The 25298-nt window shown below is 64.2% G+C and carries 18 protein-coding genes; 7 read left to right on the forward strand and 11 right to left on the reverse strand.

Translation table 11 applies throughout. The features are described 5' to 3' along the window. Nucleotides 1–14: 14 nt before the first annotated feature. Nucleotides 15–1637, forward strand: a complete 1623-nt coding sequence (locus BVG12_RS20840) for a GMC oxidoreductase (protein ID WP_075794079.1) — start codon at nucleotides 15–17, stop codon at nucleotides 1635–1637. Nucleotides 1638–1680: 43 nt separating this feature from the next. Continuing rightward, nucleotides 1681–2478 carry an SDR family NAD(P)-dependent oxidoreductase gene (locus tag BVG12_RS20845; RefSeq protein ID WP_075794080.1) on the forward strand — a complete coding sequence of 266 codons (798 nt, stop codon included), beginning with the start codon at nucleotides 1681–1683 and terminating at the stop codon, nucleotides 2476–2478. Between the two features lie 63 nt (nucleotides 2479–2541). Here the strand turns inward: BVG12_RS20845 and pepA are convergent, their stop codons facing one another. The 10 genes from pepA to BVG12_RS20895 all read right to left on the reverse strand — a co-directional run bounded on the left by pepA (nucleotide 2542) and on the right by BVG12_RS20895 (nucleotide 19391). Further along, nucleotides 2542–3426 (reverse strand): flocculation-associated PEP-CTERM protein PepA, encoded by an 885-nt coding sequence (gene pepA, locus BVG12_RS20850; protein ID WP_075794081.1) that lies wholly within the window; start codon nucleotides 3424–3426, stop codon nucleotides 2542–2544. 184 nt (nucleotides 3427–3610) lie between these two features. Further along, nucleotides 3611–4900 (reverse strand): glycosyltransferase, encoded by a 1290-nt coding sequence (locus BVG12_RS20855; protein ID WP_075794082.1) that lies wholly within the window; start codon nucleotides 4898–4900, stop codon nucleotides 3611–3613. A 79-nt stretch (nucleotides 4901–4979) separates the two neighbouring features. Then, complete coding sequence (locus tag BVG12_RS20860; RefSeq protein ID WP_075794083.1) at nucleotides 4980–6044, reverse strand: nitroreductase family protein; 1065 nt, start codon at nucleotides 6042–6044, stop codon at nucleotides 4980–4982. Beyond that, the gene (locus BVG12_RS20865) at nucleotides 6041–6928 is read right to left on the reverse strand and encodes a ThiF family adenylyltransferase (RefSeq protein WP_075794084.1); all 888 of its coding nucleotides are present in this window, start codon (nucleotides 6926–6928) and stop codon (nucleotides 6041–6043) included. Before BVG12_RS20865 ends, BVG12_RS20860 begins: the two co-directional genes overlap by 4 nt. A 68-nt stretch (nucleotides 6929–6996) precedes the next feature. Further along, nucleotides 6997–7773, reverse strand: coding sequence for an N-acyl amino acid synthase FeeM domain-containing protein (locus BVG12_RS20870; protein ID WP_229503673.1), 777 nt, complete (start codon nucleotides 7771–7773; stop codon nucleotides 6997–6999). A 116-nt stretch (nucleotides 7774–7889) separates the two neighbouring features. Continuing rightward, on the reverse strand, nucleotides 7890–10670 hold the full coding sequence (prsT, locus tag BVG12_RS20875; RefSeq protein WP_075794085.1) for an XrtA/PEP-CTERM system TPR-repeat protein PrsT: 2781 nt from the start codon (nucleotides 10668–10670) through the stop codon (nucleotides 7890–7892). A gap of 179 nt (nucleotides 10671–10849) precedes the next feature. Next, the gene (locus tag BVG12_RS20880; protein ID WP_075794086.1) at nucleotides 10850–11170 is read right to left on the reverse strand and encodes a hypothetical protein; all 321 of its coding nucleotides are present in this window, start codon (nucleotides 11168–11170) and stop codon (nucleotides 10850–10852) included. A gap of 40 nt (nucleotides 11171–11210) precedes the next feature. After that, nucleotides 11211–14510: a fused isobutyryl-CoA mutase/GTPase IcmF gene (gene icmF, locus BVG12_RS20885; protein ID WP_075794087.1), complete on the reverse strand. Its 3300-nt coding sequence runs from the start codon at nucleotides 14508–14510 to the stop codon at nucleotides 11211–11213. Between the two features lie 195 nt (nucleotides 14511–14705). After that, the gene (locus BVG12_RS20890; RefSeq protein ID WP_075794088.1) at nucleotides 14706–18281 is read right to left on the reverse strand and encodes an indolepyruvate ferredoxin oxidoreductase family protein; all 3576 of its coding nucleotides are present in this window, start codon (nucleotides 18279–18281) and stop codon (nucleotides 14706–14708) included. A gap of 177 nt (nucleotides 18282–18458) precedes the next feature. Beyond that, the gene (locus BVG12_RS20895; RefSeq protein WP_075794089.1) at nucleotides 18459–19391 is read right to left on the reverse strand and encodes a LysR substrate-binding domain-containing protein; all 933 of its coding nucleotides are present in this window, start codon (nucleotides 19389–19391) and stop codon (nucleotides 18459–18461) included. Between the two features lie 135 nt (nucleotides 19392–19526). Between BVG12_RS20895 and BVG12_RS20900 the strand changes: the two genes are divergently transcribed. Continuing rightward, a complete protein-coding gene (locus tag BVG12_RS20900) occupies nucleotides 19527–20747 on the forward strand; it encodes an HD-GYP domain-containing protein (RefSeq protein ID WP_075794090.1) in 1221 nt (406 codons plus the stop codon). A gap of 31 nt (nucleotides 20748–20778) precedes the next feature. On the opposite strand, the gene BVG12_RS20905 is transcribed toward BVG12_RS20900, so the two are convergent. Further along, nucleotides 20779–21816 (reverse strand): GGDEF domain-containing protein, encoded by a 1038-nt coding sequence (locus tag BVG12_RS20905; RefSeq protein WP_075794091.1) that lies wholly within the window; start codon nucleotides 21814–21816, stop codon nucleotides 20779–20781. A gap of 389 nt (nucleotides 21817–22205) precedes the next feature. On the opposite strand from BVG12_RS20905, the gene BVG12_RS20910 reads away from it, so the two are divergent. The 4 genes from BVG12_RS20910 to cpaB all read left to right on the forward strand — a co-directional run bounded on the left by BVG12_RS20910 (nucleotide 22206) and on the right by cpaB (nucleotide 25278). Next, nucleotides 22206–22385: a Flp family type IVb pilin gene (locus tag BVG12_RS20910; protein WP_075794092.1), complete on the forward strand. Its 180-nt coding sequence runs from the start codon at nucleotides 22206–22208 to the stop codon at nucleotides 22383–22385. 61 nt (nucleotides 22386–22446) lie between these two features. After that, a complete protein-coding gene (locus tag BVG12_RS20915) occupies nucleotides 22447–22971 on the forward strand; it encodes an A24 family peptidase (RefSeq protein ID WP_075794093.1) in 525 nt (174 codons plus the stop codon). A gap of 94 nt (nucleotides 22972–23065) precedes the next feature. Beyond that, entirely contained in the window at nucleotides 23066–24430 is a 1365-nt protein-coding gene (locus BVG12_RS20920; RefSeq protein ID WP_083685272.1) for a DUF8689 domain-containing protein, read from the forward strand. Next, entirely contained in the window at nucleotides 24427–25278 is an 852-nt protein-coding gene (cpaB, locus tag BVG12_RS20925) for a Flp pilus assembly protein CpaB (protein ID WP_075794094.1), read from the forward strand. The genes BVG12_RS20920 and cpaB overlap by 4 nt, the downstream gene beginning before the upstream one ends. The last annotated feature ends 20 nt before the right edge of the window (nucleotides 25279–25298 follow it).

The raw sequence follows: 25298 nt of genomic DNA on the forward strand, positions 1-25298 counted from the left end.
CGGCTGGGGGAACTATGTCCGAATCGTTTGATATCGACCAGAACTGGGATGCGGTCGTGGTGGGCACCGGCATGGGCGGCGCCACGCTCGGTTACGCGCTGGCGCGCGCGGGCCGCCGCGTGCTGTTCCTCGACAAGGGCGCCGCCCACCCGGACCTCGTGGGCCGCTACGCCGAGGACGCCTTTCCGCGGCCGGAGGCGCCGCAGCCGGCGCACCGGGACATCCTGAAACGGGCCGGCCGCTATCCGGACCAGATCGTCGACCGTTCGGCGCCGTGCACCCAGCGTTTCGTCCCCTTCATCGGATCCGGCGCGGGCGGCTCGAGCGCGCTGTACGGCATGGCGCTGGAGCGCTTCTTTCCATCCGATTTCGCCGCGGCCGATCACTACCAGGCACCGCCAGGCGCCGACCTGCCGCCGCGCTGGCCCGTCGCCTACGACGAGCTGGCGCCGTACTACGACAAGGCCGAGCAATTGTTCCGGGTGCGCGGCACGGCGGATCCGCTGCGTGCGGACGGGCAGCGCGAACACTTGCTGCCGTCGCCGCCGTTGACGCCGGGGTCCGCGGAACTGTTCGGCTTCTTCGAGGGCCGCGGCCTGCATCCGTACCGGTTGCCGCTGGCCTGCGAATTCGTCGACGGCTGCAGCGGCTGCCAGGGCTATCTGTGCAGCCGCGCCTGCAAGAACGACGCGGGGAAGATGTGCCTGGCGCCCGCCATGCGCGACCACGGCGCCCGCCTGCTCGACGAGTGCGAGGTCGTGGCGCTGGACGCGGACGGCAGCCGCGTCACCGGGGTCGTGTGCGAGCGGGGCGGCAACCGGTTCACCGTGCGCGCGCCCATCGTCGTGCTGGCCGCCGGCGCCCTCGAGACGCCGCGCATCCTGCTCGACTCGGCCTCGAACGCGTGGCCGCAAGGCCTGGCCAACGCCTCCGGTCTCGTCGGCAAATACCTGATGCGCCACCACATCGACCTGTACCTGATCGCGCCCAAGCTCAGGGGCGAGTTCGACAATCGCCAAAAAGAGCTCGCGTTTAACGATTTTTATCTGCTGGACGGGCAGAAACTCGGCTCCGTGCAATCGTTCGGCCGCCTGCCGCCGCCCGCCACGCTGGCGGCGTCCGTGGCCGACGACCTGCGCCAGGGCCCGCTGCCGTGGGTGGCGCCGCTGTTCAACTTGGCGAAGCCGTTCGTCACGCCGGTGCTCGACGGTCTCGTGCACCGGCGCATGATCCTCGCCGCGACGCTCGAGGACTTTCCGTATGCCGACAACCGCGTCGAGCCGGCGCGCGCCGATGCGCAAGGCGCCCGTCTCGCCATCGAATACCGCGTGCGCGACGCCGACCGTGCGCGCATCGCCGGCTTTCGCGCACGGATGCGTGAGGTGCTCGACGGCTACAGCTTCAAGCTCATCAAACAGGCCGAGAACAACCAGCGCATCGCCCACGTGTGCGGCACGTGCCGGTTCGGCGACGATCCCGCACAGAGCGTGCTCGACCGCAATAACCGCGCGCACGGGCTCGCCAATTTGTATGTCGTCGACAGTTCGTTCTTCCCGTCGTCCGGCGGCACCAATCCGAGCCTGACGATCGCGGCGAACGCCCTGCGCGTGGCCGATCACCTGCTGGCGCAGGCTTGATGCGGCTTTACCGATTCATCATTCATCGACAAGGAGAACGCCGATGCGGCTTTCCGACTTAAAAGGCCATTGGGCGCTGGTGACCGGCGCATCGTCCGGCATCGGCGAGGAATTCGCCCGTCAGCTGGCGCAGGCCGGCATGCAGCTGGTGCTCGTGGCGCGGCGCGACGAGCGCCTGCAGACCGTCGTCCAGGCATTGCGTGCCGAATACGGGGTCGAAGCGCGGGCCATCGCCGCCGATCTGGCCGATCCGGCCGCCGTGGCGCGCATCCGCGCGGAACTCGATAGCGCGGGCATCCGCGTGCGCCTGCTGTGCAATAACGCCGGGGCAGGGCGCTGGGGGCGGTTCGAGGCGACCGATGCGAGCGTCTACGACGAACTCAATACGCTCAACACGACCACGCTCGTCGCGATGTGCCGCCGTTTCTTCGAGCATCTGTCCTCGTTCCCCAGCAGCGCCGTGATCAATGTATCGTCGGCCGCGGCCTACCAGCCCGTGCCTTATATGGCGGTGTACGCGGCCAGCAAGGCCTTCGTGCAGAGCTTCAGCCAGGCGCTGCATGGCGAGTGGAAGGAACACGGGATCCTCGTGCAGACGCTCGTGCCGGGCCCGACGGCCACCGAATTCGACGCCAAGGCCGGCGCCTACGAGAGCGCCCTGGTGGAACGCGATCCGCCGGCCCACGTCGTGCGCGCCGCGCTGGCGGGGCTGGAACGCGATGTGCCCGTCGTGAACGCGGCCAAGGGCACCTATAAACAACGCGTGTTTGCCGGGCTCGCCCCGCACGCGATGGTCATCCGCGAAGTCGGCAAGATGTTCAAGCCGCCCGAAGGCACGTAAAACGGCAATAAAAAAACCGCGGTCGAAACCGCGGTTTTTTCATGAGGCGATCCGAAAGACCGATCAGGCCTTCGGAGCGCGGCGGCGACGCTGTGCGCCGACCAGACCCAGCATGCCCATGCCCAGCAGCATCATCGTGCCCGGTTCCGGAACAGCGTTCGTGAAGGTGTTCGAGCCGTCGACCTTGAAGACGATGTCTTTCGAGGTGTTCACGGTGTAATCCGGGAACAGGCTGCTGCCGCCTTTGTGGAAGTTCAGGGTAGCCGAGTTGCCAGCCGGGAAGTTCAGGTTCGATTCGAAGTTCACGCCGAACAGCAGGCTCGACACGCCGTCCAGATAGTTCGGATCGATGAAGTCACCGGCTTCGACTTTGCCAGCGGACAGCTTGGTCGAACCCTGGCCGCCTGCACCAACGATGGTGAAGGTCGACTGGGTGTTGCTCGGAACGATGGTCAGCAGGGCGATCAGCGTGCCGTCGTCGAAACCGGTACCGCCGGTGGTCGATGCATTGGCCTTGGTATCGTAGTAGATTGCGACTTTGTTGTCGGCTGCGGTGCCGGCCAGGCCGAACTCGGCGGTTGCGCCGGTCAGGTTCGTGACTTTTTCGGTCATCTTGGCGACGATCGTGAATTCGAACGTCTTGCCAGCGCCTTTGACGCCGTTGGCGTTGAAGTCCAGGCCGTTGAACAGGGCGGTCGTGTCGCCGTCGACACTGGCCAGGTTCGACTGGTACAGGAACTGGAAGGTCTGGCCGACGGTCAGCGGGGAGCCGAACGGGCCGACGCCTTTCGCAACACCGCTACCGGTCGCGTTCCAGTCCAGCGTGGTCGAATCCGTTGCCAGGACGTTGGTGCCATCCTTCAGGGTGAAAGCTTGTGCCGACGATGCGGCAAATGCGAAACCGAGGGCGGCTGCAACCGGGATCAGTTTGCGGAACGAATTCTTCATTGTGGCTCCAAGTAATCTGCAGTTAAGTTTGTCGGGGAGAGCCTGCGTTATTGCAGGCTTTGTCCAACCTAATGCAAGCACCATGCCAGCTTGCTGAGTGCCTTTTAAAATCAAGGACTTATATAAAAGTTGAGTAGCGCCAATAAATTGCAGGATGCATAGTGTAAAAAATACCGACAGTCATTTAACGCATATCGGAAAGCATCGCGCCGTCGTCCTCCAGCATGCCCAACCGGTGTTCGCCTGCGCCATGAGCCGGCGCAAACCGGTGGAAAGCACGTATCCCTTCCAGAAAAGCGGCCATGCGTTGCGGCGTCGGGTAATTGGCGAACGCATCGGCCACGCGCCGCGCCCCTGCCTTGAGCGTCGGATCGTCGAGCATCACGCGCACCTGGCGCGTCAGTTTTTTGGCGCGGAAACGGTCGGCGCGCAGCAGGGCGCCGGCGCCGGCCTTGATGACGCCGCTCATGTTCAGGAATTGGTCGAGGTTGGCGGCGATGCCCAGCACCGGCACGCCGGCGACCAAGGCTTGCTGGCTGGTCGGGCTGCCGCCATTGCAGACGACGAGGCTGGCACGCTGCGCCGCCAGGTCGCCCGGCAGATACGGTGCGACGAATGCATTCGCCGGCGCGCTGGCGACGTCGATCGTGCCGGCCGTGGCCGCGATGACGGTCACGGGCAGCGGCGCCAGCGCTTCCAGCACGAGCGGCAGCAGGCGGCCCTGGCCGGAACTGCCGAGGGTCACATAGACGATCGGCTTGTCTTCCGGCAGCTTGTCCCACCAATCGGGCTGGGCCAGCGGCGGTGCCCAGATGATGGGGCCGATGTATGCATGCTGCTGCGGCAGGCTTTTCGGAGGGAACAGTTCGGGGACGTCGGCATACATGCTGTAGTCGGCGTCCGTATAGACCTTGCGCAGGTCGGTGCCCAGCGAAGGCAGCCCGTACTGGCGGCGCACGCGGTTCAGCGGCACGGAGTGCGAGGCGAACGCGACCGGGCGCGCCATGCGGAAGATCGCATTGGCGATGCGGATCGGCAGGAGGCGCGTCAGCGGGATGTGCGGCACGGCGTAATGCTGCACGACGTAAGGGCTCCAGTACGCGTTCATCAGCGACACGTACGGAATCCGGCGCAGGCGTGCGCTGACGGACAACGATAGGCGGAAGTCGCCGACGACGATGTCGGGGCGCACGGCGTCGAGCACGCGCAGGTCGTCCTCGACGTAACCGGCCAGCGTCGCCGCGTTGTACACGGGCTTGCCACCCGCGAGCGCGTCGAGGAATTGCTGGCTGGGGATGCTGTGGATGGTCCAGCGGGTGAACTGCGTGCCGTTGAAACAGAATTCGTAGCCTTCCGCGCAGGCGAAATGCACGTCGAAGCGCGCGGGATCGAGGGATTGCGCGAGCGCGATGGGACGCCCGACGTGGGCCAGGGTGACCGCTTCCGCAAAGAATAGGATTTTGATACGTTCCATAGGGGCGTTGATCGTCAAAGGGTTGCGGGAACGTGCGTGACGGACGGCGCCGGCAGCGCGGGAAACCCGCGCCGCCGGTTTACTTCATCAGTTCTTCGAGCGGCTTGCGCAACGAACGGGCCTCGGGTGCCGGGCCGGCGCCGAGCCGTCCCATGAAGACCGGATGACCGTTGCCGGTGCCGATCAGCTTGTGCAGGCGCTGCCGCAATTGCCGCGCCGAACCGTGTAATTTGTCGACCGTCGAGAACGGCTGGTCGTGCTCCACGTAGGCGGAAAAGATCAGGGGCGTCATCTCGGGCTGCATGGCCAGGCCCAGGTGGGTCAGCGTCAGCCAGAAGCGCTGCACGGCGCGGCCGGCGGCGACGTGGTCTTCGACCGTCTCCGGCGCGCGTTTGGCCATGATGACGAAGTGGGCGGCGCAGCGCAGCCCCGGAACGAGGTCCATCTGCAGGCGCGGCGCCCAGGTGCCCATCAGGCGGTTCATCGTCGACAGGCGGCTCCAGCTGACCATCGCCCATTTCATCAGGCGCAAGGTGGCGGCGTCGACGCCCAGGGCCTGGTCGGGCACGCGGTCGGGGCTGTGGCGTGCGTTCCAGTGGATGATGCGGCGGTGCACCTCGTAGGCTTCCGGCATCGTCAGGCGCAGCTTGGCGTTCGAAAACATCAGGCGCGCCGCGGCCATCTTGCCACCGAAGCCTTCGATCCAGCGCACGTGGTAGCCGTCGCCGACGGCATCTTCGAGGGCGCGTTTTTCTTGGGGAAGCAGGGCGCGCGTGCTCATCGCGCGGCGCTGCACGCTGCGGGTCTGGATGGCGGCGATGAGCGGACTCGGTTTCGCCGCCGGATCAGGCACGAAACGCACGTCGAACACGGGCAGGTGGTCCTGGTCGTCCGGGCGTCGGGCGATCTCGGTGCGCAGGCCGTGGGCGGTGGCGGCGATCGCCATCGTTTCCAGCAGAGTGCCGTGCGACAACTGGCTCGGACGGCCGCGGAAGTCGTACACGGTATCTTCGCGCGTGTCGTAAAAGTGCACGGCGACGTGGTCCGGACCGAGCACTTCGAATCGCCACACCTGGGTGTTGTCGCCGCTTGGCGCCCAGCGTGCCAGGTCGAGGATGTCGCGGATCGTCTGCGGCAGGTTCATGCCTGTACCGCCTTCCCGGCCAGCTGGCGTGTCATCTGGCGCTTGGCGACGGCGATCATCAGCCGGTGCAGCGGATTGGCGTTGCCGCCCGGGCGCCAGGTGTGGGCCAGCTTGTTGCGATAGGCGTCGAACTGCACGCCGCGCGGCGCGGCCAGTACTTTGCCGCGGCCGAGCAGGATCTTGAGCGCCTCCGTGGCGACGATGCCGGCGCACAGCTGGCAGGCCATGAACGTGGACGGACCGCGGCGTTCCACGAAGTTGACGGCTTCCGGCACGACCAGGTAAGGACGGTGCAGGCCGGCCGGCGCGAGGCCGACGACGAAGCGGATCGCCTTGTCCAGTTCGGGCAGATCGCCCCATTGGAAATAGTCTTCGAACGTCATCTGTCCCGGCAGGAAGTTCAGCAGGGCGGCGCCCATGCCCAGCGGCGCGGCCGTCGTGGCCGGGATGCCGAGGCGGGCGCAGGCGGCGAACGTCTGCTGGCGGGCGTCGAAAGCGAAGAAGTCGAGGGCGTCGACGTACAGGTCGACGCCGTCCAGGAATGCGTTGAGATTGCCCTGGTTGACGCCGTCAGGAAAGATCTTGACGTCGATTTCGGGGTTGATGTCCTTGGCCATGCGAGCCAGGACCTCGGCCTTGGGCTGGCCGACCGTCGACATCATGGCGCCGACCTGGCGATTGAAATTGACGATATCGAACGTGTCGAAGTCGGCGATATGAAATTTTGTTACGCCCAGCCGCGCCAGGGTCAGCAGGTGTACGCCGCCGACTCCGCCGCCGCCCGCGATGGCGATACGTTTGCTGCGCAGGGTCTGCTGTTCTGCCGGCGTCACCCAGCCGATATTGCGTGAAAACGCCTGTTCATAGCGGAACGGATTTGTCATTGATGAGGAAAAACGGTTTTATCGATAAAAGGGGCCGTGGCGATGATACCTGCTGCGCACAGCCCTTTTTATGCGTGCTGTTCGTCCATGCGCAGGAGGCGGTTGATAATGCCTCGTTCTTCGCGCGGCGAGAAGAAATAGGGATAAAAGGACCGCTCGGAAACGTTGTTATCGGCGCTGAATGTGCCGCCGAATTTCTGGATCTGCTCGGTCACAAATTCCAGATTTACCCGCAATAGGTAGGCCGGTGCATCGACGCGCGGATTGATTTTGAGTTCGCCCTCCTGCTGGAAGCCGAGCATGCGTTCGTAAAAACGGCGATGGCGCGGATTCACTTCGATGACGATATCCGTACATTGATGGATGTCGCGGGCATAGATAACGGCCAGGTGGAACAGGTTGGCCAGCGAAGTCTTCGAACGTACCGACGGGTCGAACGCCAGCTTCGTGAATTCGCACAGGCGCGCACCCTGATTGCGGTGTGCGTCCAGCTCCTCCTTGAAGATCTGGTCCGCCATCAGGCCGATCGGCGAATCGATGCCGATTGTGAGCGTACCGACCACATCGCCCTTGTCGGTGGCGGTGAGCGTAATGCGATTCGGGTCGTCGCTGAATTGGTGCGTGCCTGAATAGCCGCGCCAGGCGTACATCTTGTTGATCAGCATACTTGCCGAATTTCGCCCGTCCGCAGTATCGGTAAGCCGGATTCCATACGAATCGTGGTTCACGATGACATCCTCATATTGCGAGGGCGTCATATTATCGCGATCACCAAAATCATGAGCGTCCGATAGGGATGCGGCCGAACCACCCTCTGGATCCTTAAAATCGTCGAAAGTCGTCATCGCAGGATTCCCCAAGTTTAAAATCACCCGCACGCGGCGGACGGAAGTTCTGGTAGCCCATGCCCTGGCGCTGCCGGGCATGGATTATTATTTATTTATTAACGTATATTAGCTTCTTACAATGTTTTTAGCAACGCGCGCGCTTCGTCGGCCTGGGCGAACGATTTATCGCTCGCGAGGAGCTTATCGAGCTCCTTGCGCGCGCCCGCCTTGTCGCCCGACTTGCTCAGGCCCACCGCCAGGTGGTAGCGCACTTCCGACGAGTTCGGCGCCAGGCTGCTGGCCTTCTGCAGCAGTGGCACGCCGCGCGTCGTATTGCCTTGCTCCACCAGCAGCCAACCCAGCGTATCCATGATGCCGGGGCTGTTGTCTGCCAGTTTATACGCCTGCTCGGCAGTTGCCAGGGCACGCGGATCTTTTTCTTGCTGATAAGCATACGCCAGGTTGTTCAGCGCGGCGGCGTTGGTCGGCGTGCGCTTGACGATACCTTCCAGGCGCGCGATCGCGGCCTTGTAATCCTTGGCGGCCAGGTCGTTCTCGGCCACGTACATGCCGATCAGGACGTCGTCCGGATGGTCCTTGATCCACTGGGCCGCGCGCGCCTGCGCTTCCTTGCCCTTGCCGGACAGCGTCATGGCCTGCAGGGATTTCACGAGAATTTCCGGCGCCTTGGCGAGCGACAAGGCCTTGTCGTAGGCCGGCAGGGCTTGCGCCGGCTTTTTCTGCGCCATCAGCACGTCGCCTTCCGTCGCATAGCCGACGGGTGATTTGTCGTTGAGCTTCTGGATTTGGCGGGCCATGGCCAGCGCGTCGTCCGGGTGGCCCATGCGCATGGCCAGCTCGACCTGGGCCAGGCGGGCGGGAAGCAGGTCCGGCTGCAGTTCGACGGCGCGCTTGAGGTCATCGACCGCGGCGGTATTGTTTTGCATCATCATGTGCACGCCGGCCAGGCGCAGGTGCGGCGCGGCCGATTTCGGCACCAGGTTGGTCAGCTTGCTGTAGGTTTCCAGCGCGCCGGCCGTGTCCTTGTTGGCGAGCTGGGCCTGGCCCAGCAGTTCCACCAGTTCCGGATTGGTCGGGTTGGCGGTCTGGAACTTGCGCGCCACGGTCAGGGCTTTCTGTGCCTGTCCCGTACGCAGGTAATGCCTGCCGAGCGTGATCGCGGGAACAACGGCATTCGGATTCGAATTGCTGGCCTTCTCGAACCACGTCGTCGCTTCGTCGGGATGATTCTGCATGAGCGCCAACTCACCCAGGGCACGCATCGCGTCGGCGTTGTTCGGTTCCTTTTGCAGGACTTTTTCGTAGCGCTGCTTGGCGGCGTCGGGTTTTTTCTCGACGAGGTCCAGGCGCGCCAGGTTCTGCACGGCCGGAATGAAGGTCGGCTGCAGGGCCACGGCCTTGTCCAGCGCGGCGCGGGCGGCGGGAATGTCGCCCTTCACCATGTTGACCGCGCCGCGTAGGGTCAGCACCTGCGGATTCTCGGGCTGCTGCTTTTCGAGGGCGTCGATGGCGGCCAGCGCCTTGTCGTAATGCTTGAGGCTGATTTCCGTCTGGACCAGGGCCATCGTGGCATGCGCCGACTTGGGATCGAGCTCCGTGGCCATTTCCAGTTCGGACAGGCCGCGTGCCTGGTCGCCCTGGGCCAGCTTGGACAGGCCGAGCGAGGTGCGCAGCCCGGCCGCCTTCGGCGCCAGCGCCGCGGCCTTTTCCAGGTAGGCGCTGGCTTTGTTGAAGTCATGCACCTGCATATAGGTTTCGCCGGCCAGGGCCAGGACCTGCGGATCGTCCGCCGCGCTCTTGAGTGCCGGCGCCAGGGTAGCGGCGGCATCGTTCGGCTGGGCGCTCTTGAGCTGGACCTGGGCCAGCAGCTTGCGGGCATAGACGTCGTTCGGATTGTTTTCCAGGTACTTGCGCAGGTGCTGGTCGGCCTGTTGCAGGGAGCCGAGATTCAGCTCGGATGCACCCGCCAGCAGGATGCTCGGCATATGATCGGGCGCGACTTTCAGCACGCGCTGCAGGGCGTCCTGGGCAGCTTGGTATTTGCCTTGCGAGAATTCGTACAGGGCGCGGGTATAGATCACGAGTAGATTGCCTGGCGCATTCTTCTCGGCGGCATCGATTTCCGTTTTCGCGTCCGGGAATTTGCCGCGGGTGATATCGATATAGGCTTTTTCGATATGGGCCGTACGATGGTGCGGATCGAGTGCCAGCGCCTGGTCGAAGGCGGCGATCGCCTCGTCGGCCTTGCCCTGCGTGCGCAGCATGGTGCCGTGCGCCATGAAGACTTCCGGATTTTTGGGATCCTTGGCCACCGCTTCATTGATATAGCGCTCGGCGGCATCCCTGTCCTGTTTGGCGATGGCGTAGCGCGCCAGACCGAGCAGCGTATCGCCCGCATTGGCGTTCAGCGCCAGCGCCTGGTCGAACGCCTGCTTGGCTTCGTCGACCTTGCCGGTCGACAGCAGGGCTTCGCCGCGCAGCGTCAGCAGCGGTGCCGACTTGGCGGCGACTTCCGGCGTGATGTCGTCGAGAATTTCCTTGAACTTGCCTTGCTGCGACATCGCCTTGGCCAACAGGGGCAGCACGCGGTCGGCCGCGACACCGCTCGATCGGGCCTTGCGGAATTCCTTTTCGGCCGAGGCGTAGTCGCCCATGCCGAGTTCCAGACTGCCCAACTGGATGCGCGCTTCGCCGTTTTCCGGGTTCTTTTCGACGGCATTTTTGAGCTGGATCATTGCCGACTTCAGGTCACCCTTCTTCTGATACTGTTTGGCTTCACCCAGCAGCTGTTCGGTCGATTGCGTGGAGCGACCGCAGGCGGACAGGCCGGCTACCATGAAAGCACCGGACAGGATGGCAGCGGTAAGTTTGAGCTTGTTCGGATGACGCGGCATCTAGAATTCCTTGGGATATGGGTCGTAACCGCATTGTTGTGCGGATTCCTCTTCAACAATAATACCTGAAGGAATAGTAATAAAGCCGCACAAGTTCGACGTCATGTTGCAAATCCCCCCACGAAAGTGGTGGAAGTCTCGCCCTTTTAACGTCATTTCTCGACAATATGACGGCCATATTACTGCTCCGGGCCGTTTTCACCTTTGCGCAGGCGGCTCAGCAGGGCTTCGACATTGTCGCCGACAGGCAAACCGTGGCGACGCAATAATTGCACGTGCAATACCAGATTCTCGAGTACGAGCTTGGCTGATACGGCCAGCAGGGTCATCAGGCGATCTTCGGTGCTGAAGTTCTCCATCGAGGCGGCCATCTCGCACAGGTGGTTGGCGACCAGCTCGCGCAGGTCGTCCTCGGGGAAGGGCAGGTCGGCGAAGTCGATCGGGTCTTCCTGTTCGACTTCGCGCATGAGGGCGGCAAGTTGTTGCGGTTGGATCGGCATGCGTGGCTCCGTGATGGTCCCGGAACCATTCTACCGGGGCTCACATATTGCGACGATATTGTCCGCCGACCTCGAACAGCGCCGTCGTGATCTGGCCCAAGGAACATACACGCACGGCGTCCATCAAACGCGCGAACACGTTCTCGTTGTCGATGGCGGCCTGCTGCAGGGCCGCCAAGGCGGCCGGTGCCTCGTCCGCATGACGGCGGTGGAAGTCTGCCAGGCGCGTGAGCTGCGATTGCTTTTCCTCAATCGTGGAGCGGGCCAGTTCGATCGTCGCCGGGGCTTGCGCACCCTTCGGGTTGCGGAAAGTGTTGACGCCGATGATGGGCAGACTGCCATCGTGCTTGCGGTGCTCGTACAGCATCGACTCTTCCTGGATCTTGCCGCGCTGGTAGCCCGTCTCCATGGCACCGAGCACGCCGCCGCGCTCGGCGATGCGCTCGAATTCCTGCAATACCGCTTCCTCGACGAGGTCGGTCAGTTCCTCCAGGATGAACGAGCCCTGGTTCGGGTTCTCGTTCTTGGCCAGGCCCCATTCGCGGTTGATGATCAGCTGGATCGCCAGCGCACGCCGCACGGATTCGTCGGTCGGCGTCGTGATCGCCTCGTCGTAGGCATTCGTGTGCAGCGAGTTGCAGTTGTCGTAGATCGCGATCAGCGCCTGCAAGGTCGTGCGGATGTCGTTGAAGTCGATCTCCTGCGCGTGCAGCGAGCGGCCCGACGTCTGGATGTGGTATTTCAGCTTTTGCGAGCGGTCGTTCGCGCCGTACTTGTCGCGCATGGCGACGGCCCAGATGCGGCGCGCCACGCGGCCCAGCACCGTGTATTCCGGGTCCATGCCGTTGCTGAAGAAGAACGACAGGTTCGGCGCGAAGTCGTCGATGTGCATGCCGCGTGCGAGATACGCTTCGACGAAGGTAAAACCGTTCGACAAGGTGAAGGCCAACTGCGAGATCGGGTTCGCGCCCGCTTCCGCGATGTGGTAGCCGGAGATCGACACGGAATAAAAATTGCGCACCTGGTTCTGGACGAAGTATTCCTGGATGTCGCCCATCACCTTCAACGAGAACTCCGTCGAGAAGATGCAGGTGTTCTGGCCCTGGTCTTCCTTCAAAATGTCCGCCTGCACGGTGCCGCGCACGTTCGCCAGCACCCAGGCCCGGATCTGCGCGGCTTCCTCAAGGTTCGGCTTGCGGCCGTTGTCGCGCTCGAACCTGTCCATCTGCTGGTCGATCGCGGTGTTCATGAACATCGCGAGGATGGTCGGGGCGGGGCCGTTGATCGTCATCGACACGCTGGTAGCAGGGCTGCACAAATCAAAACCGTCGTACAGCACTTTCATGTCGTCCAGCGTGGCGATCGACACGCCCGAGTTACCGACCTTACCGTAGATGTCGGGCCGCAGCGCAGGGTCGGCGCCGTACAGCGTGACGGAGTCGAATGCCGTCGACAGGCGCTTCGCGTCCATGCCTTGCGAGACCAGTTTGAAGCGGCGGTTGGTGCGGAACGCGTCGCCTTCGCCGGCGAACATGCGGGTCGGATCCTCGCCTTCGCGTTTAAAGGGGAACACGCCCGCCGTGTAGGGGAAGGCGCCCGGCACGTTTTCCAGCATCAGGAAGCGCAGGATCTCGCCGTGGTCCTCGAAGCGGGGCAGGGCGACCTTGCGCACCTTGTTGCCGGACAGCGTCGTGTAGGTGAGGTTCGTGCGGATTTCCTTGTCGCGGATTTTGACCACATGCTCGTCACCGGCATAGGTCTCCTGAAGCTGCGGCCAGGACGCGAGCAGTTTCTTCGCCTCGCCTTCCATCGCGTTGTCGCGTTCCGTGATCAGGTCGTCGAGGACCACTTCACGGTTGGCGGCGGCCAGCATGCGCTTCGTTTCCGTCAACTGCTGGCGCTCGCGCGCGAGCTTCACCTGCTTGGCGACGCTGCGGTGGTAGCCGCGCACCGTGTCCGCGATCTCGGCCAGGTAGCGCGTGCGCGCGGGCGGCACGATCACGTTCTTGCCGCTCGAGTATTTGGTGGCCGGCTTGGGCAGCTTCGACGTTTCCGTTTTCAGGCCGAATTGGGCCAGCGCCGGCAGCAGGCCGAGGTACAGGGCGGTCACGCCGTCGTCGTTGAAGCGCGACGCCTGCGTGCCGTAGACGGGCATCTCGTCCGGCGACTTGCTCCACAATTCCTTGTTGCGCTGGACCTGTTTCGCCACGTCGCGCAGCGCGTCCTGGGCGCCCTTGCGGTCGAACTTGTTGATGGCGATGAAGTCGGCGAAGTCCAGCATGTCGATCTTCTCGAGCTGCGAGGCGGCGCCGAATTCCGGCGTCATCACGTACATCGACACGTCCACATGCGGCACGATGGCGGCGTCGCCCTGGCCGATGCCCGACGTCTCGACGATGACGAGGTCGAAGCCCGCGACCTTGCACGCGGCGATCACGTCGGGCAGCGCCTGCGAGATCTCGGAGCCCGCCTCGCGCGTCGCGAGCGAGCGCATGAACACGCGCGCCCGCATTTCTCCATCCTTGTTCCACGGATTGATCGCATTCATGCGGATGCGGTCGCCCAGCAGCGCGCCGCCGGATTTGCGGCGCGACGGGTCGATCGAGATCACGGCGATGTTGAGGCGGTCGCCCTGGTCGAGGCGGATGCGGCGGATGAGTTCATCCGTCAGCGACGATTTGCCCGCGCCGCCCGTGCCCGTGATGCCCAGCACCGGCACTTTCAGGCCCTCGGCCGTGTCCATGATGCGCTTGCGCAGTTCGGCCGATGCCTTGCCGTTTTCCAGTGCCGTAATCAGCTGCGCGAGCGGACGGTGGCGCTGCTCGACAGATCCGGTCTGCAGCGGCTCGAGGGTGGTCGGGGCATAGGTCGACAGGTCGACGTCGCACGCTTCCAGCATCGAGCGGATCATGCCGACGAGGCCCATGCGCTGTCCGTCTTCCGGCGAGAAGATGCGCGTGACGCCGTAGGCATGGAGTTCCTCGATCTCGTGCGGGACGATGACGCCGCCACCGCCGCCGAACACCTTGATGTGGGCACCGCCGCGCTGGCGCAGCAGGTCGATCATGTACTTGAAATATTCGACGTGGCCGCCCTGGTAGCTGGAGATGGCGATGCCCTGCACGTCCTCGGCCAGTGCCGCGGTGACGACTTCGTCGACCGAGCGGTTATGGCCCAGGTGCACGACTTCGGCGCCGTTCGTCTGCAGGATGCGGCGCATGATGTTGATCGAGGCGTCGTGGCCGTCGAACAGCGAGGCGGCGGTGACGAAGCGGACTTTGTTGGACAGTTTGGCATGCTCCGGCAGGTCGAGCTTGGCGGCGGGCGTGATGTCGTTCATGGTGTTCCTTGGAAAACGGAAGCGAACTGGGGGTTCTTTGTACGGTATATGACGTTAACGTAAACGTCAAGAATGCATCGTCATTCCCGCGCGCGCGGGAATCCATGCTGAGTTTGCGTCTACGCTGCTTCAGTATGGATCCCCGCTTGCGCGGGGGACGACGTCGTGATAACGCGGGGACGACGTCGTAATAAATCAGGCGGCACGCTTTTTGATGTTGCCGGAGAGGAGCTCCTGCAGGCGCACCCGGTACTCGGCCACGGCCTTTTCCTTGACGTGCCCGAAGCCGCGGATCTGCTCCGGCAGCGCCGCCAGCTCGACGGCGACGGCGTGGTTGGCGGCGTCCAGCGACGGCAGCAGCGCCTCGATCATGTCACGGTATTCCTTGACCAGGGCGCGCTCCATCTTGCGCTCGGCCGTGTAGCCGAACACGTCGAACGCCGTGCCGCGCAAGCCTTTCAGCTTGGCCAGCAGCTTGAAGGCACTCCACATCCACGACCCGAATTCGGCTTTCACGAGGTGGCCCTTGGCGTCCTTCTTCGCAAACAGCGGCGGGGCCAGATTGAACTTCACGCTGAACGTGCCTTCGAACTGGCTTTGCAACTGCTCGACGAAGCGGCCGTCCGTGTACAGGCGCGCGACCTCGTACTCGTCCTTGTAGGCCATCAGCTTGGCGTACGATTTGGCCACGGCCATCGAGAGCTTGTTGCCGAGGCCAAGCGCCGCCTCGCGCTCACGCACGCGGGCGACCAGCGTTTCGTACTGCGTCGCGTAGGCCGCGTCCTGGTAACCGGTCAGGAACTCGACGCGCTTCCTGATCACGCTGTCGAGGCTCTGCGGCATCTGGATCACGACCGGTTGCGCCGGGATCGCCGTGCGTTCGACCCGTTTCAGGTCGACTGCGGCGCGGCGGCCCCACAGGAAGCTGCGCTGGTTCGATGCGACCGCGACGCCATTCAATTCGATGGCGCGCAGCAGCGACGCTTCCGACAGCGGCACGAGGCCCTTCTGCCACGCATAGCCCAGCATGAACAGATTAGCCGCGATCGAATCGCCCATCAGGTTTGTTGCCAGCTTGGTCGCATCGAGGAAGTCGGCACCGGCCTCGCCACCCACCGCTTCCACGATCAGCGAGCGGACTTGCTCGGCCGGGAATTCCCAATCTCTCTGTTGGGCGAAGGTGCCGGTCGGCTGTTCGTGCAGGTTGACGACGACCATCGTGCGGCCCGGACGCATTTTCGAAATGGCGTCGGCGGCGCCGGCGGTCAGCATGTCGCAGCCCAGCACGAGGTCGGCCTCGCCGGTGGCGATGCGCTGGGCACGCAGGCGTTCCGGCGTTTCCGCGATCTTCACGTGCGAGGTGACGGAGCCGTTCTTCTGGCTCATGCCCGTCATGTCCAGCACGGACGCGCCTTTGCCTTCGAGATGGGCCGCCATGCCCATCAGTGCGCCCACGGTGATGACACCCGTGCCGCCGATGCCGTTGATCAGGATGTTGTACGGCGCCGCGATCGACGGCAGCGATGGCAGCGGGAGCGGACCCCAGCCATCGTCGCCGTCCTTCTTGCTGGCGCCGGCCTTGTTCTTTTTGAGCGTGCCGCCTTCGACGGTGGCAAAGCTCGGGCAGAAGCCCTTCGCGCACGAATAATCCTTGTTGCACGCGGATTGGTCGATGGCGCGCTTGCGGCCGAATTCCGTTTCCTTCGGCAGGATGGACACGCAGTTCGACTGCACGCCGCAATCGCCGCAGCCTTCGCACACGGCTTCGTTGATCACCATGCGCTTGGCCACGTCCGGGAATTCTCCCTTTTTGCGACGGCGCCGTTTCTCGGCCGCGCAGGTCTGGTCGTAGATCAGCACCGTCACGCCCGGGATCTCGCGCAGTTCGCGCTGCACCTCGTCCATCTTGCTGCGGTCGTACAGCGTGACTTCGGCCGGCAGGGCCGAGCGGTCTTCATAGCGCGACAGGTCTTCCGTCACGAGCGCGATGCGCTGCACGCCTTCGGCCGCCATCTGGCGCGCGATCAGCGGCACGGACGTCGTGCCGTCGACCGGCTGGCCGCCGGTCATCGCGACCGCATCGTTGTACAGGATTTTATAAGTGATGTTGACCTTGGCCGCGATGGCGGCACGCACGGCGAGATAACCCGAGTGGAAATAAGTGCCGTCGCCCAGATTCTGGAATACGTGCGGCACCTTGGAGAACGCGGCCTGTCCGATCCACGGCGCGCCTTCGCCGCCCATATGCGTCGTCAGCTTGTTCATCTCCGGATAGATTGACGTGGCCATCACGTGGCAGCCGATGCCGGCCAGCGCGAACGAGCCGTCCGGCACCTTCGTCGACGTGTTGTGCGGGCAGCCGGAGCAATAGAAGGCGGGGCGGAACGGCGTCGTCACGGCTTTCATGAGCACCGCGTCCTTCGCTTCCAGGAAGGCCAGTCTCGCCTTGATCAGGTCGCGGGTGCGCTCATCGAGATTCAGCCGGGTGATGCGGCCGGCGATCACGCGCGCCACCTGGGCGACGGAGAAATCGGCCTTCGGCGGCAGCAGCCATTCGCCGCGCGGCGCGACCCATTCGCCCTTTTCGTCGAACTTGCCGATCACGCGCGGGCGCACGTCGTCGCGCCAGTTGTACAGCTGTTCCTTGAGCTGGTATTCGACGACCTGGCGCTTCTCTTCCACGACGAGGATCTCGTCCAGGCCCTGGGCGAATTCGCGCACGCCTTCCGGCTCCAGCGGCCAGATCATCGCCACCTTGAACAGGCGCAGGCCGACTTGCGCCGCCATCGCTTCGTCGATGCCCAGTTCTTCCAGCGCTTCCAGCACGTCCACATACGATTTACCCGACGCGATGATGCCGAGCTTCGCATCCGGGCTGTCGATCGTCGTGCGATTCAGCTTGTTCTCGCGCGCATACGCGAGGGCCGCGTAGATCTTGTAGTCCTGCATCAGGGCTTCCTGATTGCGCGCCTGCTGGCCCAGCGGGATGGACGACAGCCGCGTATTCAGGCCGCCTTCCGGCATCGCGAAGTCCTGCGGCAGTTTTACCTCGACGCGGAATGGATCGGCATCGACCGAGGCGCTCGATTCGACCGTATCCGCCAGCGCCTTGAACGCGACGGCCAGGCCGGAAAAGCGCGACATCGCCCAGCCGTGCACGCCCAGGTCCAGGTATTCCTGCACGTTCGACGGATACAGCACCGGGATCATGCACGCGGCGAAGATGTGGTCGGACTGGTGCGGCAGGGTCGACGAATAGGCGCCGTGGTCGTCGCCCGCGACGAGCAGCACGCCGCCGTTCTTGGCCGTGCCGGCATGGTTCATGTGTTTGAAGACGTCGCCACAGCGGTCCACGCCCGGGCCTTTCGCGTACCACATCGCGAACACGCCGTCGTACTTGGCCGGCCCGATCAGGTCCACGGTCTGCGTGCCCCAGACGGCGGTCGCCGCGAGATCCTCGTTCACGCCCGGCACGAACTGGATGGCTTTCGCTTCGAGGTGACCCTTGGCCTTCCACAGGTTCTCGTCCAGGCCGCCGAGCGGCGAACCGCGGTAGCCGGACACGAAGCCGGCGGTGTTCAGGCCGGCCTGTTCGTCGCGCAGCTTCTGGATCATCGGCAGGCGCACGAGGGCCTGAATGCCGGACAGGAAGATCTTGCCGGAGGTGGCGGTGTACTTGTCGTCGAGGCTGACGTCTTTGAGGGGAGCGGGAACGGCGGGCGTGGCAGGCATGGACGCGGATGCGCCCTGGCCCAGAACGGTGTCAGGCATGGTGTCTCCAAACTTTGTGTTTTCAGATGGACCCGTGCTGGTGGCGCGCCGGGTAGGCGCTTGCCGGATCGGGTCCCGGTGCCGCTTTGGCGGCTGTTACACCAAGTGTAGAGACAAGTTGACGTATACGGAAATACGAAATGGGGATGGAGCCATAAGAAAAAATGATGGCCCGCATTACGCCGCGACCGAACGCGCGCCGATCCAATGACCGTCGACACACAGCCCCTGCGCTACCTCGACCACGAGACGGCTGACGGCCGCGGCCGCATTGGTGAGCGGGATATTGCGCGAGGTGCACAGCACGACGGTGCGGGCGATGGCCGGGCTGCGGATGGCCAACGCCCGCATCGCGCCGCGCTCGACCTCGGCCTGCACTGGCGCCACCGGCAGGATGGTGGCGCCCATGCCGGCCAGGATGGCCGATTTCAGGATCGCGATCGAATTGATTTCGATGACGTCGCGCGTGGCCAGGCCCGCGGCCCGCGCCGTGCTTTCGATGCGCGGCCGCACGCCATGCTGCAGGCCCGGCAGGATCAGGGTCGTGTCAAGCGCGTCGCGCAAGGTCAGGCTGTCGCGCCCGGCGGCGGGCGCGTCGGCGCGGCAGATGAAGCGCAGCTCTTCTTCCACGAGTGGGGTGGCGACGAAACCACCGAGCTGGCCGTCGTCGAACAGCACGGCCAGGTTGATACGGCCGGCGCGCAATTGTTCGGCGAGGCTGCCGGTGATTTCCTCGGTCAGCTGCAGCGTGATTTCGGGATAGCGCTGGCGGATCGCCGTCAGCAGCGGCAGCGCGAGGGCATCCGAAATACTGTGCGGCAGGCCGAGCGTGACGCTGCCCGACGGCCGCTCGGCCGATTGCACGACGGCCGCCTGCGCATCCGCGACTTGCTTGAGGATGGCCAACGCATGTTCGTAGAACACCTTGCCGGCGTCGGTGCTGAGCACGCCCTGCGCCGAGCGGTGCAGCAATTGCACACCCAGTTCTTCTTCCAGCTGGCGCAGTTGCTGGGTCAGCGCCGGCTGCGCCACGTGCAGGACGAGGGCAGCGCGCGACAGCGAGCCGTGGTCCACGATGGCGACGAAATAGCGCAGCTGGCGGAGTTCCATTTTGTAAATACTTGTATCTTTATGGCTACATAAAGTGACCAGAAATTTATTTCCGGAAATTGTTGTTGCCACTCACTTGATATACTTGAACGACACCAAAACGTGGCGAGATTAACACACCCCCCGGATCCTCACATGCTCAAGAAAGTCGATTCTTCCCAGCTACGCGTGGGGATGTTTATTCATGACTTGGATTGCGGCTGGATGGAACATCCGTTCGTCCGCAACCGTTTCGTCATTACGACCGAGGACGAGATCCGCAAGATCCTGGCGGCCGGCATCCGTACCGTGGCGATCGATTGCGCGCGCGGGCTGGACGTAAGCAACGCCCCGACCGTGGCCGAGGCCGAGGCCGCGACGGAGGCCGAGGTCGCCGCGATTGCCGCCCAGCCGATAACGCCGCTGCGCACCACGCTGGCCGAGGAATTCGACCGCGCCATGACGATCCGGCGCCAGGCCGCCGGCCTGGTCAAGACGGTGATGCAGGATGCGCGCCTGGGCAAGGCGGTGGAAATGGACAGGGTGTCGCCGGTGGTGGAGAACATCACCGCATCGATCCTGCGCAATGCGTCCGCGTTGCTCGGTTTGTCCGCCATCAAGAACAAGGACGACTACACGTTCCTGCATTCGGTCAGCGTCTGCACGCTGCTCGTCGCCTTCTGTCGTTCGCGCCAGATGGATGCGGAGACCACGTACCAGGCGGGCATCGGCGGTCTGCTGCACGATACGGGCAAGGCTCTGGTGCCGGACGCAATTCTGAACAAGCCAGGGCGCCTGACCGAGGAGGAATTCGAGATCGTCCGCCGCCACCCCAGGGACGGCTACGATCTCTTGCGCCGCTCGCCCGAAATCGGCGCCATCCCGCTCGACATCACGCTGCACCATCACGAGCGCCGCGACGGCACGGGGTATCCGGACCGCCAGGGCGAACAGGACATCAGTGAGCTGGCCCAGATGGCTGCGATTGTCGACGTGTACGACGCCATCACGGCCGACCGCTGCTACCACAAGGGCATGCCGGCGGCCGAGGCGCTGCGCAAGATGTACGAATGGAGCAAATTCCATTTCAATCCGGCGCTGACCCAGGAATTCATGCGTTGCGTCGGCATCTACCCGATCGGCACCCTCGTCCTGCTGGAGTCGGGCCGCCTGGGCGTGGTCGTCGAACCGCACGAAACGAGCTTGCTCACACCTAAGGTCAACGTGTTCTACAGTACCAGGAGTCAGACCTATATCAAGCCGCAGGTGGTGGACCTGGCGCGCGGCGTGGGCCATGGCGGCGGCGACAAGATCGTGCGCCACGAATCGCCCGAAAAATGGCAGGTCGACCCGCTGCGTTTCCTGACGGTGGCGTAAGCCAGCGCGGCCTGACGCGCTCAAGCGGCGATCAGAAGAATTCAGCGGTGTCGTTGGACGTGACGGTATGCAACAGGCCGTGCGCGATGAGGTCGTCGTAATGGCAGGCGCGGTTGCGCCCGTTGCTTTTCGCGTAGTACAGCGCCTGGTCGGCATGGCCCAGCGTGACCACGGGCGATTCGTAGGCGCTGATGCTGACGAAGCCGACGCTGACCGTGACCCTCCCCACCTGCGGGAAGACGTGGCTTTCGACATTGGTCCGGAAGCGTTCGATGATTTTCCAGGCATTGTCCAGCGTGGTCGAGCGCAGCAGCACGACGAATTCCTCGCCGCCGAAGCGGAATACGCGATCCTGGGCGCGGAACGAGGATTGCAGCAGGTTGGCGATCAGGATCAGCACCTCGTCGCCGTACAGGTGGCCGAATCGGTCGTTGACGGCCTTGAAGTGGTCGACGTCGACGACGGCCAGCCACTGCTTTTCCTCGCCGTGATGCTGGCGCCGCTCGGGCAGCCCCGGCAGACGCGGATCCTGGTCGTGGGAATGCTGCAGCATGCGCGCCAGCTGGTCGTCGAAGGTCTTGCGGTTGAGCAGGCCGGTGAGTGAATCGCGCTCGCTGTAGTCGAGCAGGTTCTGGAAATTCCGGTAGACGCCGACGATGCCGCCGATCACATACACAGTGTCGTGCGAAAAAACCTTGTCGTCGCGGATTTCCAGGCAGGTCGTGGCCTTGTCGCCGAACCAGATCGGCAGCCACAACACGCGCATGCCGTCGGCGGAGATCGCTTCCGCGCTGGCTTCGTGCTCGGCAAGGCAGCGTTTCAGTTCTGGAAGGGCGGCCACGGGATCGCCGAGGACACCATCATGCGTCTCTTCCAGACGGGCGGCGCCACCTTTCACGATGCTGGCGCGTGCGCGCAGGTACTGCTGTCCGGACACGGTCGTGATGGCCAGTATGCGCGTCTGCGCCGCACCGGCCAGCTCCTGCACTGCCGAGATCACGGAAATATCGAGCATCGCGTGATCGCGGTGGCCGGTCATGTCCACCATGTGTTTCAGAAGCGAATCCATGTCGTTCTCAGCAATGTAATCAACCGACCTGCAGGCTGGGCACAGCCGCCGTCGCGTTCGCAGGTATCAGGCATTTCACAAAGAGCAAGCGAAACAGGATATAGCTTTTTTGCATTCTAAGCAATTATGCAAATGCAATTTTTTTAGCCTCAGTGAACTTTCTCAAACTCATCTGGCATCGTGTTTCCCCAGTCGAGGGGGATTTCGATTCAATAGAACAAAAAATAGTTCCGTGCAGCAAAGTTGTTGGTGGTCAACTTGCCGTACGGCATCAACTTTTATAGTGAACTCACTGGCCCGGAACGCAGCAAGTCAGCTAGGAAGTGATGACGTGACCCGCGCCTCCGGCTAGTAGCAGTTCTTATTAACCCACCATATGGGAGTTTGTCATGAGCAACTTCATCTCTGCAGTCAAAACCTTCGCCGCTGACGAGAACGGTGTGACAGCCATCGAGTATGGCCTGATCGCGGCCTTGATCGGCGTGGCGATGGCCGCCTCGGCGACAACTGTGGGCGAGAAGGTGAAGGCGACGTTCACCTACATTGCGGGACAGTTGGTTACCCCGTAACCGTAGTGTAGTGGCAGCCCTCCGGGTCTCCGGGCCCGGAGGGTTTTTTTTGGGAGCTGTCATGCAAATCGAACAATATCGCGATGCGCTGCTGCTGCTCATGGTGGGCATTGCCGCCGTCAACGATCTGGCGACGCGGCGTATCCCGAACCGTCTTCTGCTCGCCGGCCTGGCCGGTGCGCTGCTGCTGCACGCATTGTCCGCCGAACCGGGCGTCGCGTTGCTGTCCGCATGCGGTGGCATGCTGCTGGGCCTCGCCGTCTTCCTGCCGTTCTACCTGGTGCGCGGCATGGCAGCCGGCGACGTCAAGATGATGGCCGTGATCGGCTTCTTCACCGGTCCGGCCGAAGCGTTCCAGATTGCCGTCTTCACGTGGTGCGCGGGTGGCGTGATGGCGTTGTTCCTCATCCTGCTGCGCAGTCGCGTACGGCTGGCCTTCGTCAACATCGGCCACCTGCTGTCCGGACTCATCGTGCCGGGCACGAAATTGTCCGATACGACGCTCCCGCAGAGTGCCGGCTCGATGCCTTACGGGCTGGCCATTGCGTTCGGCACGATCGCCGCGCTGGTCACTCATTATGGATGAGTCCGCTCTTGGCGAACCTCAAGGGTGGCCAAAAGTCCGGTCGTTAGAATCATTCTGACCTGTTTCGGAAAACAAGCAAGGCAAGGGGGTTCCGATGTTTGAAACGCTATCGACAGGCAGTACCGCGCCTGGGGCGCGCACCGCGCAACCGACGCCGGCGGGCGGTACGGAGATCGCGCCGGTCATGCCGCGTCAGGCCAAGACCGTGCGCGACACCGGTCTCGAACCGCGCTTCGTGACGGACCTGGTACTCAAGGCGATTCAGGCCGGTGGCAAGGCGCCGTTGACGCATCTGGCCGGCAAGCTGCGACTGTCGATCAGCGTGCTGCGCGAAGTCCTCAATCCGCTGATCGCGGAACAGCAGGTGGAAGTGGCCTGGTGTGGCGAGTCCGACATCGACATGCAATACCAGCTGACGGCGATTGGCCAGCGCGGCGTCGCCGATGCCCTGGCGCGTTGCCGCTACCTGGGTCCTGCCCCCGTGACGCTCGCGTCGTATCGCGCCATGGTCGAACGCCAGGCGCTGCGCGACGCCGACGCCGACCGCATTACGCCCGCGCAGCTGGCTGGCGCGCTCGGCGAGGACGCCCTCGCGCCGGCCGCGCGCGACGTGTTGGGTGCGGCCCTGTACGCGCGCCGTTCGCTGCTGCTGTACGGGCCGTCGGGCAGCGGCAAGACCACGCTGGCGCGCAAGCTCGGGCGCTTGCTGCCGGGCCCCATCGCGGTGCCGTACGCATTGATGGCCGGACGCCAGGTGATCCGCCTGTACGATCCCGCCGTGCACGTGGCGCCGCCACCGATCGCGCGCCAGCAGGAAGAGCGGCGCAGTTGCGATGCGCGCTGGACCGTGTGCCAGCGTCCGCTCGTCCACGTCGGCGCCGAACTGGGACGCGACATGCTCGAGCTGCGCTACGACGCTGAGCAGGGCGTGTACCACGCGCCGCCCCACCTGCAGGCGAACAATGGAATGCTGGTGCTCGACGACGTCGGACGCCAGCGCATCGCGGCCGCCGAGCTGCTGAACCGCTTCATCGGTCCGCTCGATGCCGGCTGCGACCAGTTGTCGCTGCAGGGTGGCCAGACCGAACTGGTGCCGTTCGATGCCGCCGTGGTGTTTGCGACCAACCTGGCCCCGGGCGTCGTGTTCGACGATGCCGCGCTGCGCCGCATCGGTTACAAGGCCGACATCGGCCCCCTGGAGCCGCACGCCTACCGCGCACTGTTGCGCCGCCAATGCCGTCTGCGCCGCATCGAGTTCGAAGACGCCGCGGTCGACCATCTGATCGAGCGGCTGCACGCGCAATCCGGGCGCGCGCTGTTGGCCTGCTACCCGGGCGAACTGCTCGACCGGGTCGCCGATTTCGCCGGCTTCGCCGGGACCGAACCGCGTCTCACCGTCGCGGCGGTCGAGCAGGCCTGGCGCAGCATGTTCATCGCATGTGCGGAGGCCCAATCATGAAGAACAAGCGTGCCATCCTCGTCATGGCCGTCGCGATCCTGTTCGGCTTCGCGGCCGTCCTGTTCGCATCGCGCTGGCTGCTGAAGCAGCCGGGCAGCGGCAGCGACCATATCGTCGTGGCCGCGACCGACATCAGCCTCGGCCAGCGCCTGACGCCCGAGATGTTCAAGCTGGCCGACTGGCCGGCCGACAGCATGCCGAAAGGCGCCTTCATCGATCCGCAAAAACTGGGCGGCCGCGTCCTCAAGACGAATCTGTTGATGGGCGAGCCGGTCAGCGAAGCGAAGCTGGCGCCGGCCGGCACGCTCGGCGGCTTGTCGGCGCTGATCACGGAAGGCAAGCGCGCGATCACGGTGCGCGTGAATGACGTGATCGGCGTGGCGGGTTTCGCGCTGCCCGGGAACTACGTCGACATCATCGTCAGCACCCAGAAGGAGGTGCCGCCCGGTGCCGATGCCCACCAGCAGAATATCTCGAAGATCGTGCTGGAACGAATCCTCGTGCTGGCCGTTGCCCAGGAAGTCAATCGCGACGAGACCAAGCCCAAGGTCGTCAATGCGGTCACGCTGGAAGTCACGCCGGAGCAGGCCGAAAAGCTCGACCTGGCGCGCAGCGTCGGCACGCTGTCGCTGGCCCTGCGCAACCAGGTCGATCCGCAGTCGGCCAGCACCGAAGGCGCGACCAAGCTGACCCTGCTGCCCGAAGCGCCGCCGGCGCCCCGCAAGCCGGTACCGAAGCCCGCACCGGTGATGCGGCCGGCACCGGTGGCGGTCAAAGTGGCAGCCCCGGTGCGGCGCGATTGCGTCACCGTGCTCAATGGCCTGCGCATGTCGCAGGAGTGCTTCTGAACCTCATCCAGGGTAAAGCC

Origin of the sequence: Massilia putida (assembly GCF_001941825.1) — a bacterium.
GTDB classification, from domain to species: domain Bacteria; phylum Pseudomonadota; class Gammaproteobacteria; order Burkholderiales; family Burkholderiaceae_D; genus Telluria; species Telluria putida.

Coding starts and splice junctions, on each gene's coding strand:
- cpaB (WP_075794094.1), top strand. CDS start 24,427: ATGAAGAACAAGCGTGCCATCCTCGTCATGGCCGTCGCGATCCTGTTC.
- BVG12_RS20860 (WP_075794083.1), bottom strand. CDS start 6,044: ATGAACCTGCCGCAGACGATCCGCGACATCCTCGACCTGGCACGCTGG.
- BVG12_RS20895 (WP_075794089.1), bottom strand. CDS start 19,391: ATGGAACTCCGCCAGCTGCGCTATTTCGTCGCCATCGTGGACCACGGC.
- BVG12_RS20905 (WP_075794091.1), bottom strand. CDS start 21,816: ATGGATTCGCTTCTGAAACACATGGTGGACATGACCGGCCACCGCGAT.
- prsT (WP_075794085.1), bottom strand. CDS start 10,670: ATGCCGCGTCATCCGAACAAGCTCAAACTTACCGCTGCCATCCTGTCC.
- BVG12_RS20910 (WP_075794092.1), top strand. CDS start 22,206: ATGAGCAACTTCATCTCTGCAGTCAAAACCTTCGCCGCTGACGAGAAC.
- BVG12_RS20845 (WP_075794080.1), top strand. CDS start 1,681: ATGCGGCTTTCCGACTTAAAAGGCCATTGGGCGCTGGTGACCGGCGCA.
- pepA (WP_075794081.1), bottom strand. CDS start 3,426: ATGAAGAATTCGTTCCGCAAACTGATCCCGGTTGCAGCCGCCCTCGGT.
- BVG12_RS20870 (WP_229503673.1), bottom strand. CDS start 7,773: ATGACGACTTTCGACGATTTTAAGGATCCAGAGGGTGGTTCGGCCGCA.
- BVG12_RS20900 (WP_075794090.1), top strand. CDS start 19,527: ATGCTCAAGAAAGTCGATTCTTCCCAGCTACGCGTGGGGATGTTTATT.
- BVG12_RS20840 (WP_075794079.1), top strand. CDS start 15: ATGTCCGAATCGTTTGATATCGACCAGAACTGGGATGCGGTCGTGGTG.
- BVG12_RS20865 (WP_075794084.1), bottom strand. CDS start 6,928: ATGACAAATCCGTTCCGCTATGAACAGGCGTTTTCACGCAATATCGGC.
- BVG12_RS20855 (WP_075794082.1), bottom strand. CDS start 4,900: ATGGAACGTATCAAAATCCTATTCTTTGCGGAAGCGGTCACCCTGGCC.
- BVG12_RS20915 (WP_075794093.1), top strand. CDS start 22,447: ATGCAAATCGAACAATATCGCGATGCGCTGCTGCTGCTCATGGTGGGC.
- BVG12_RS20920 (WP_083685272.1), top strand. CDS start 23,066: ATGTTTGAAACGCTATCGACAGGCAGTACCGCGCCTGGGGCGCGCACC.
- icmF (WP_075794087.1), bottom strand. CDS start 14,510: ATGAACGACATCACGCCCGCCGCCAAGCTCGACCTGCCGGAGCATGCC.
- BVG12_RS20890 (WP_075794088.1), bottom strand. CDS start 18,281: ATGCCTGACACCGTTCTGGGCCAGGGCGCATCCGCGTCCATGCCTGCC.
- BVG12_RS20880 (WP_075794086.1), bottom strand. CDS start 11,170: ATGCCGATCCAACCGCAACAACTTGCCGCCCTCATGCGCGAAGTCGAA.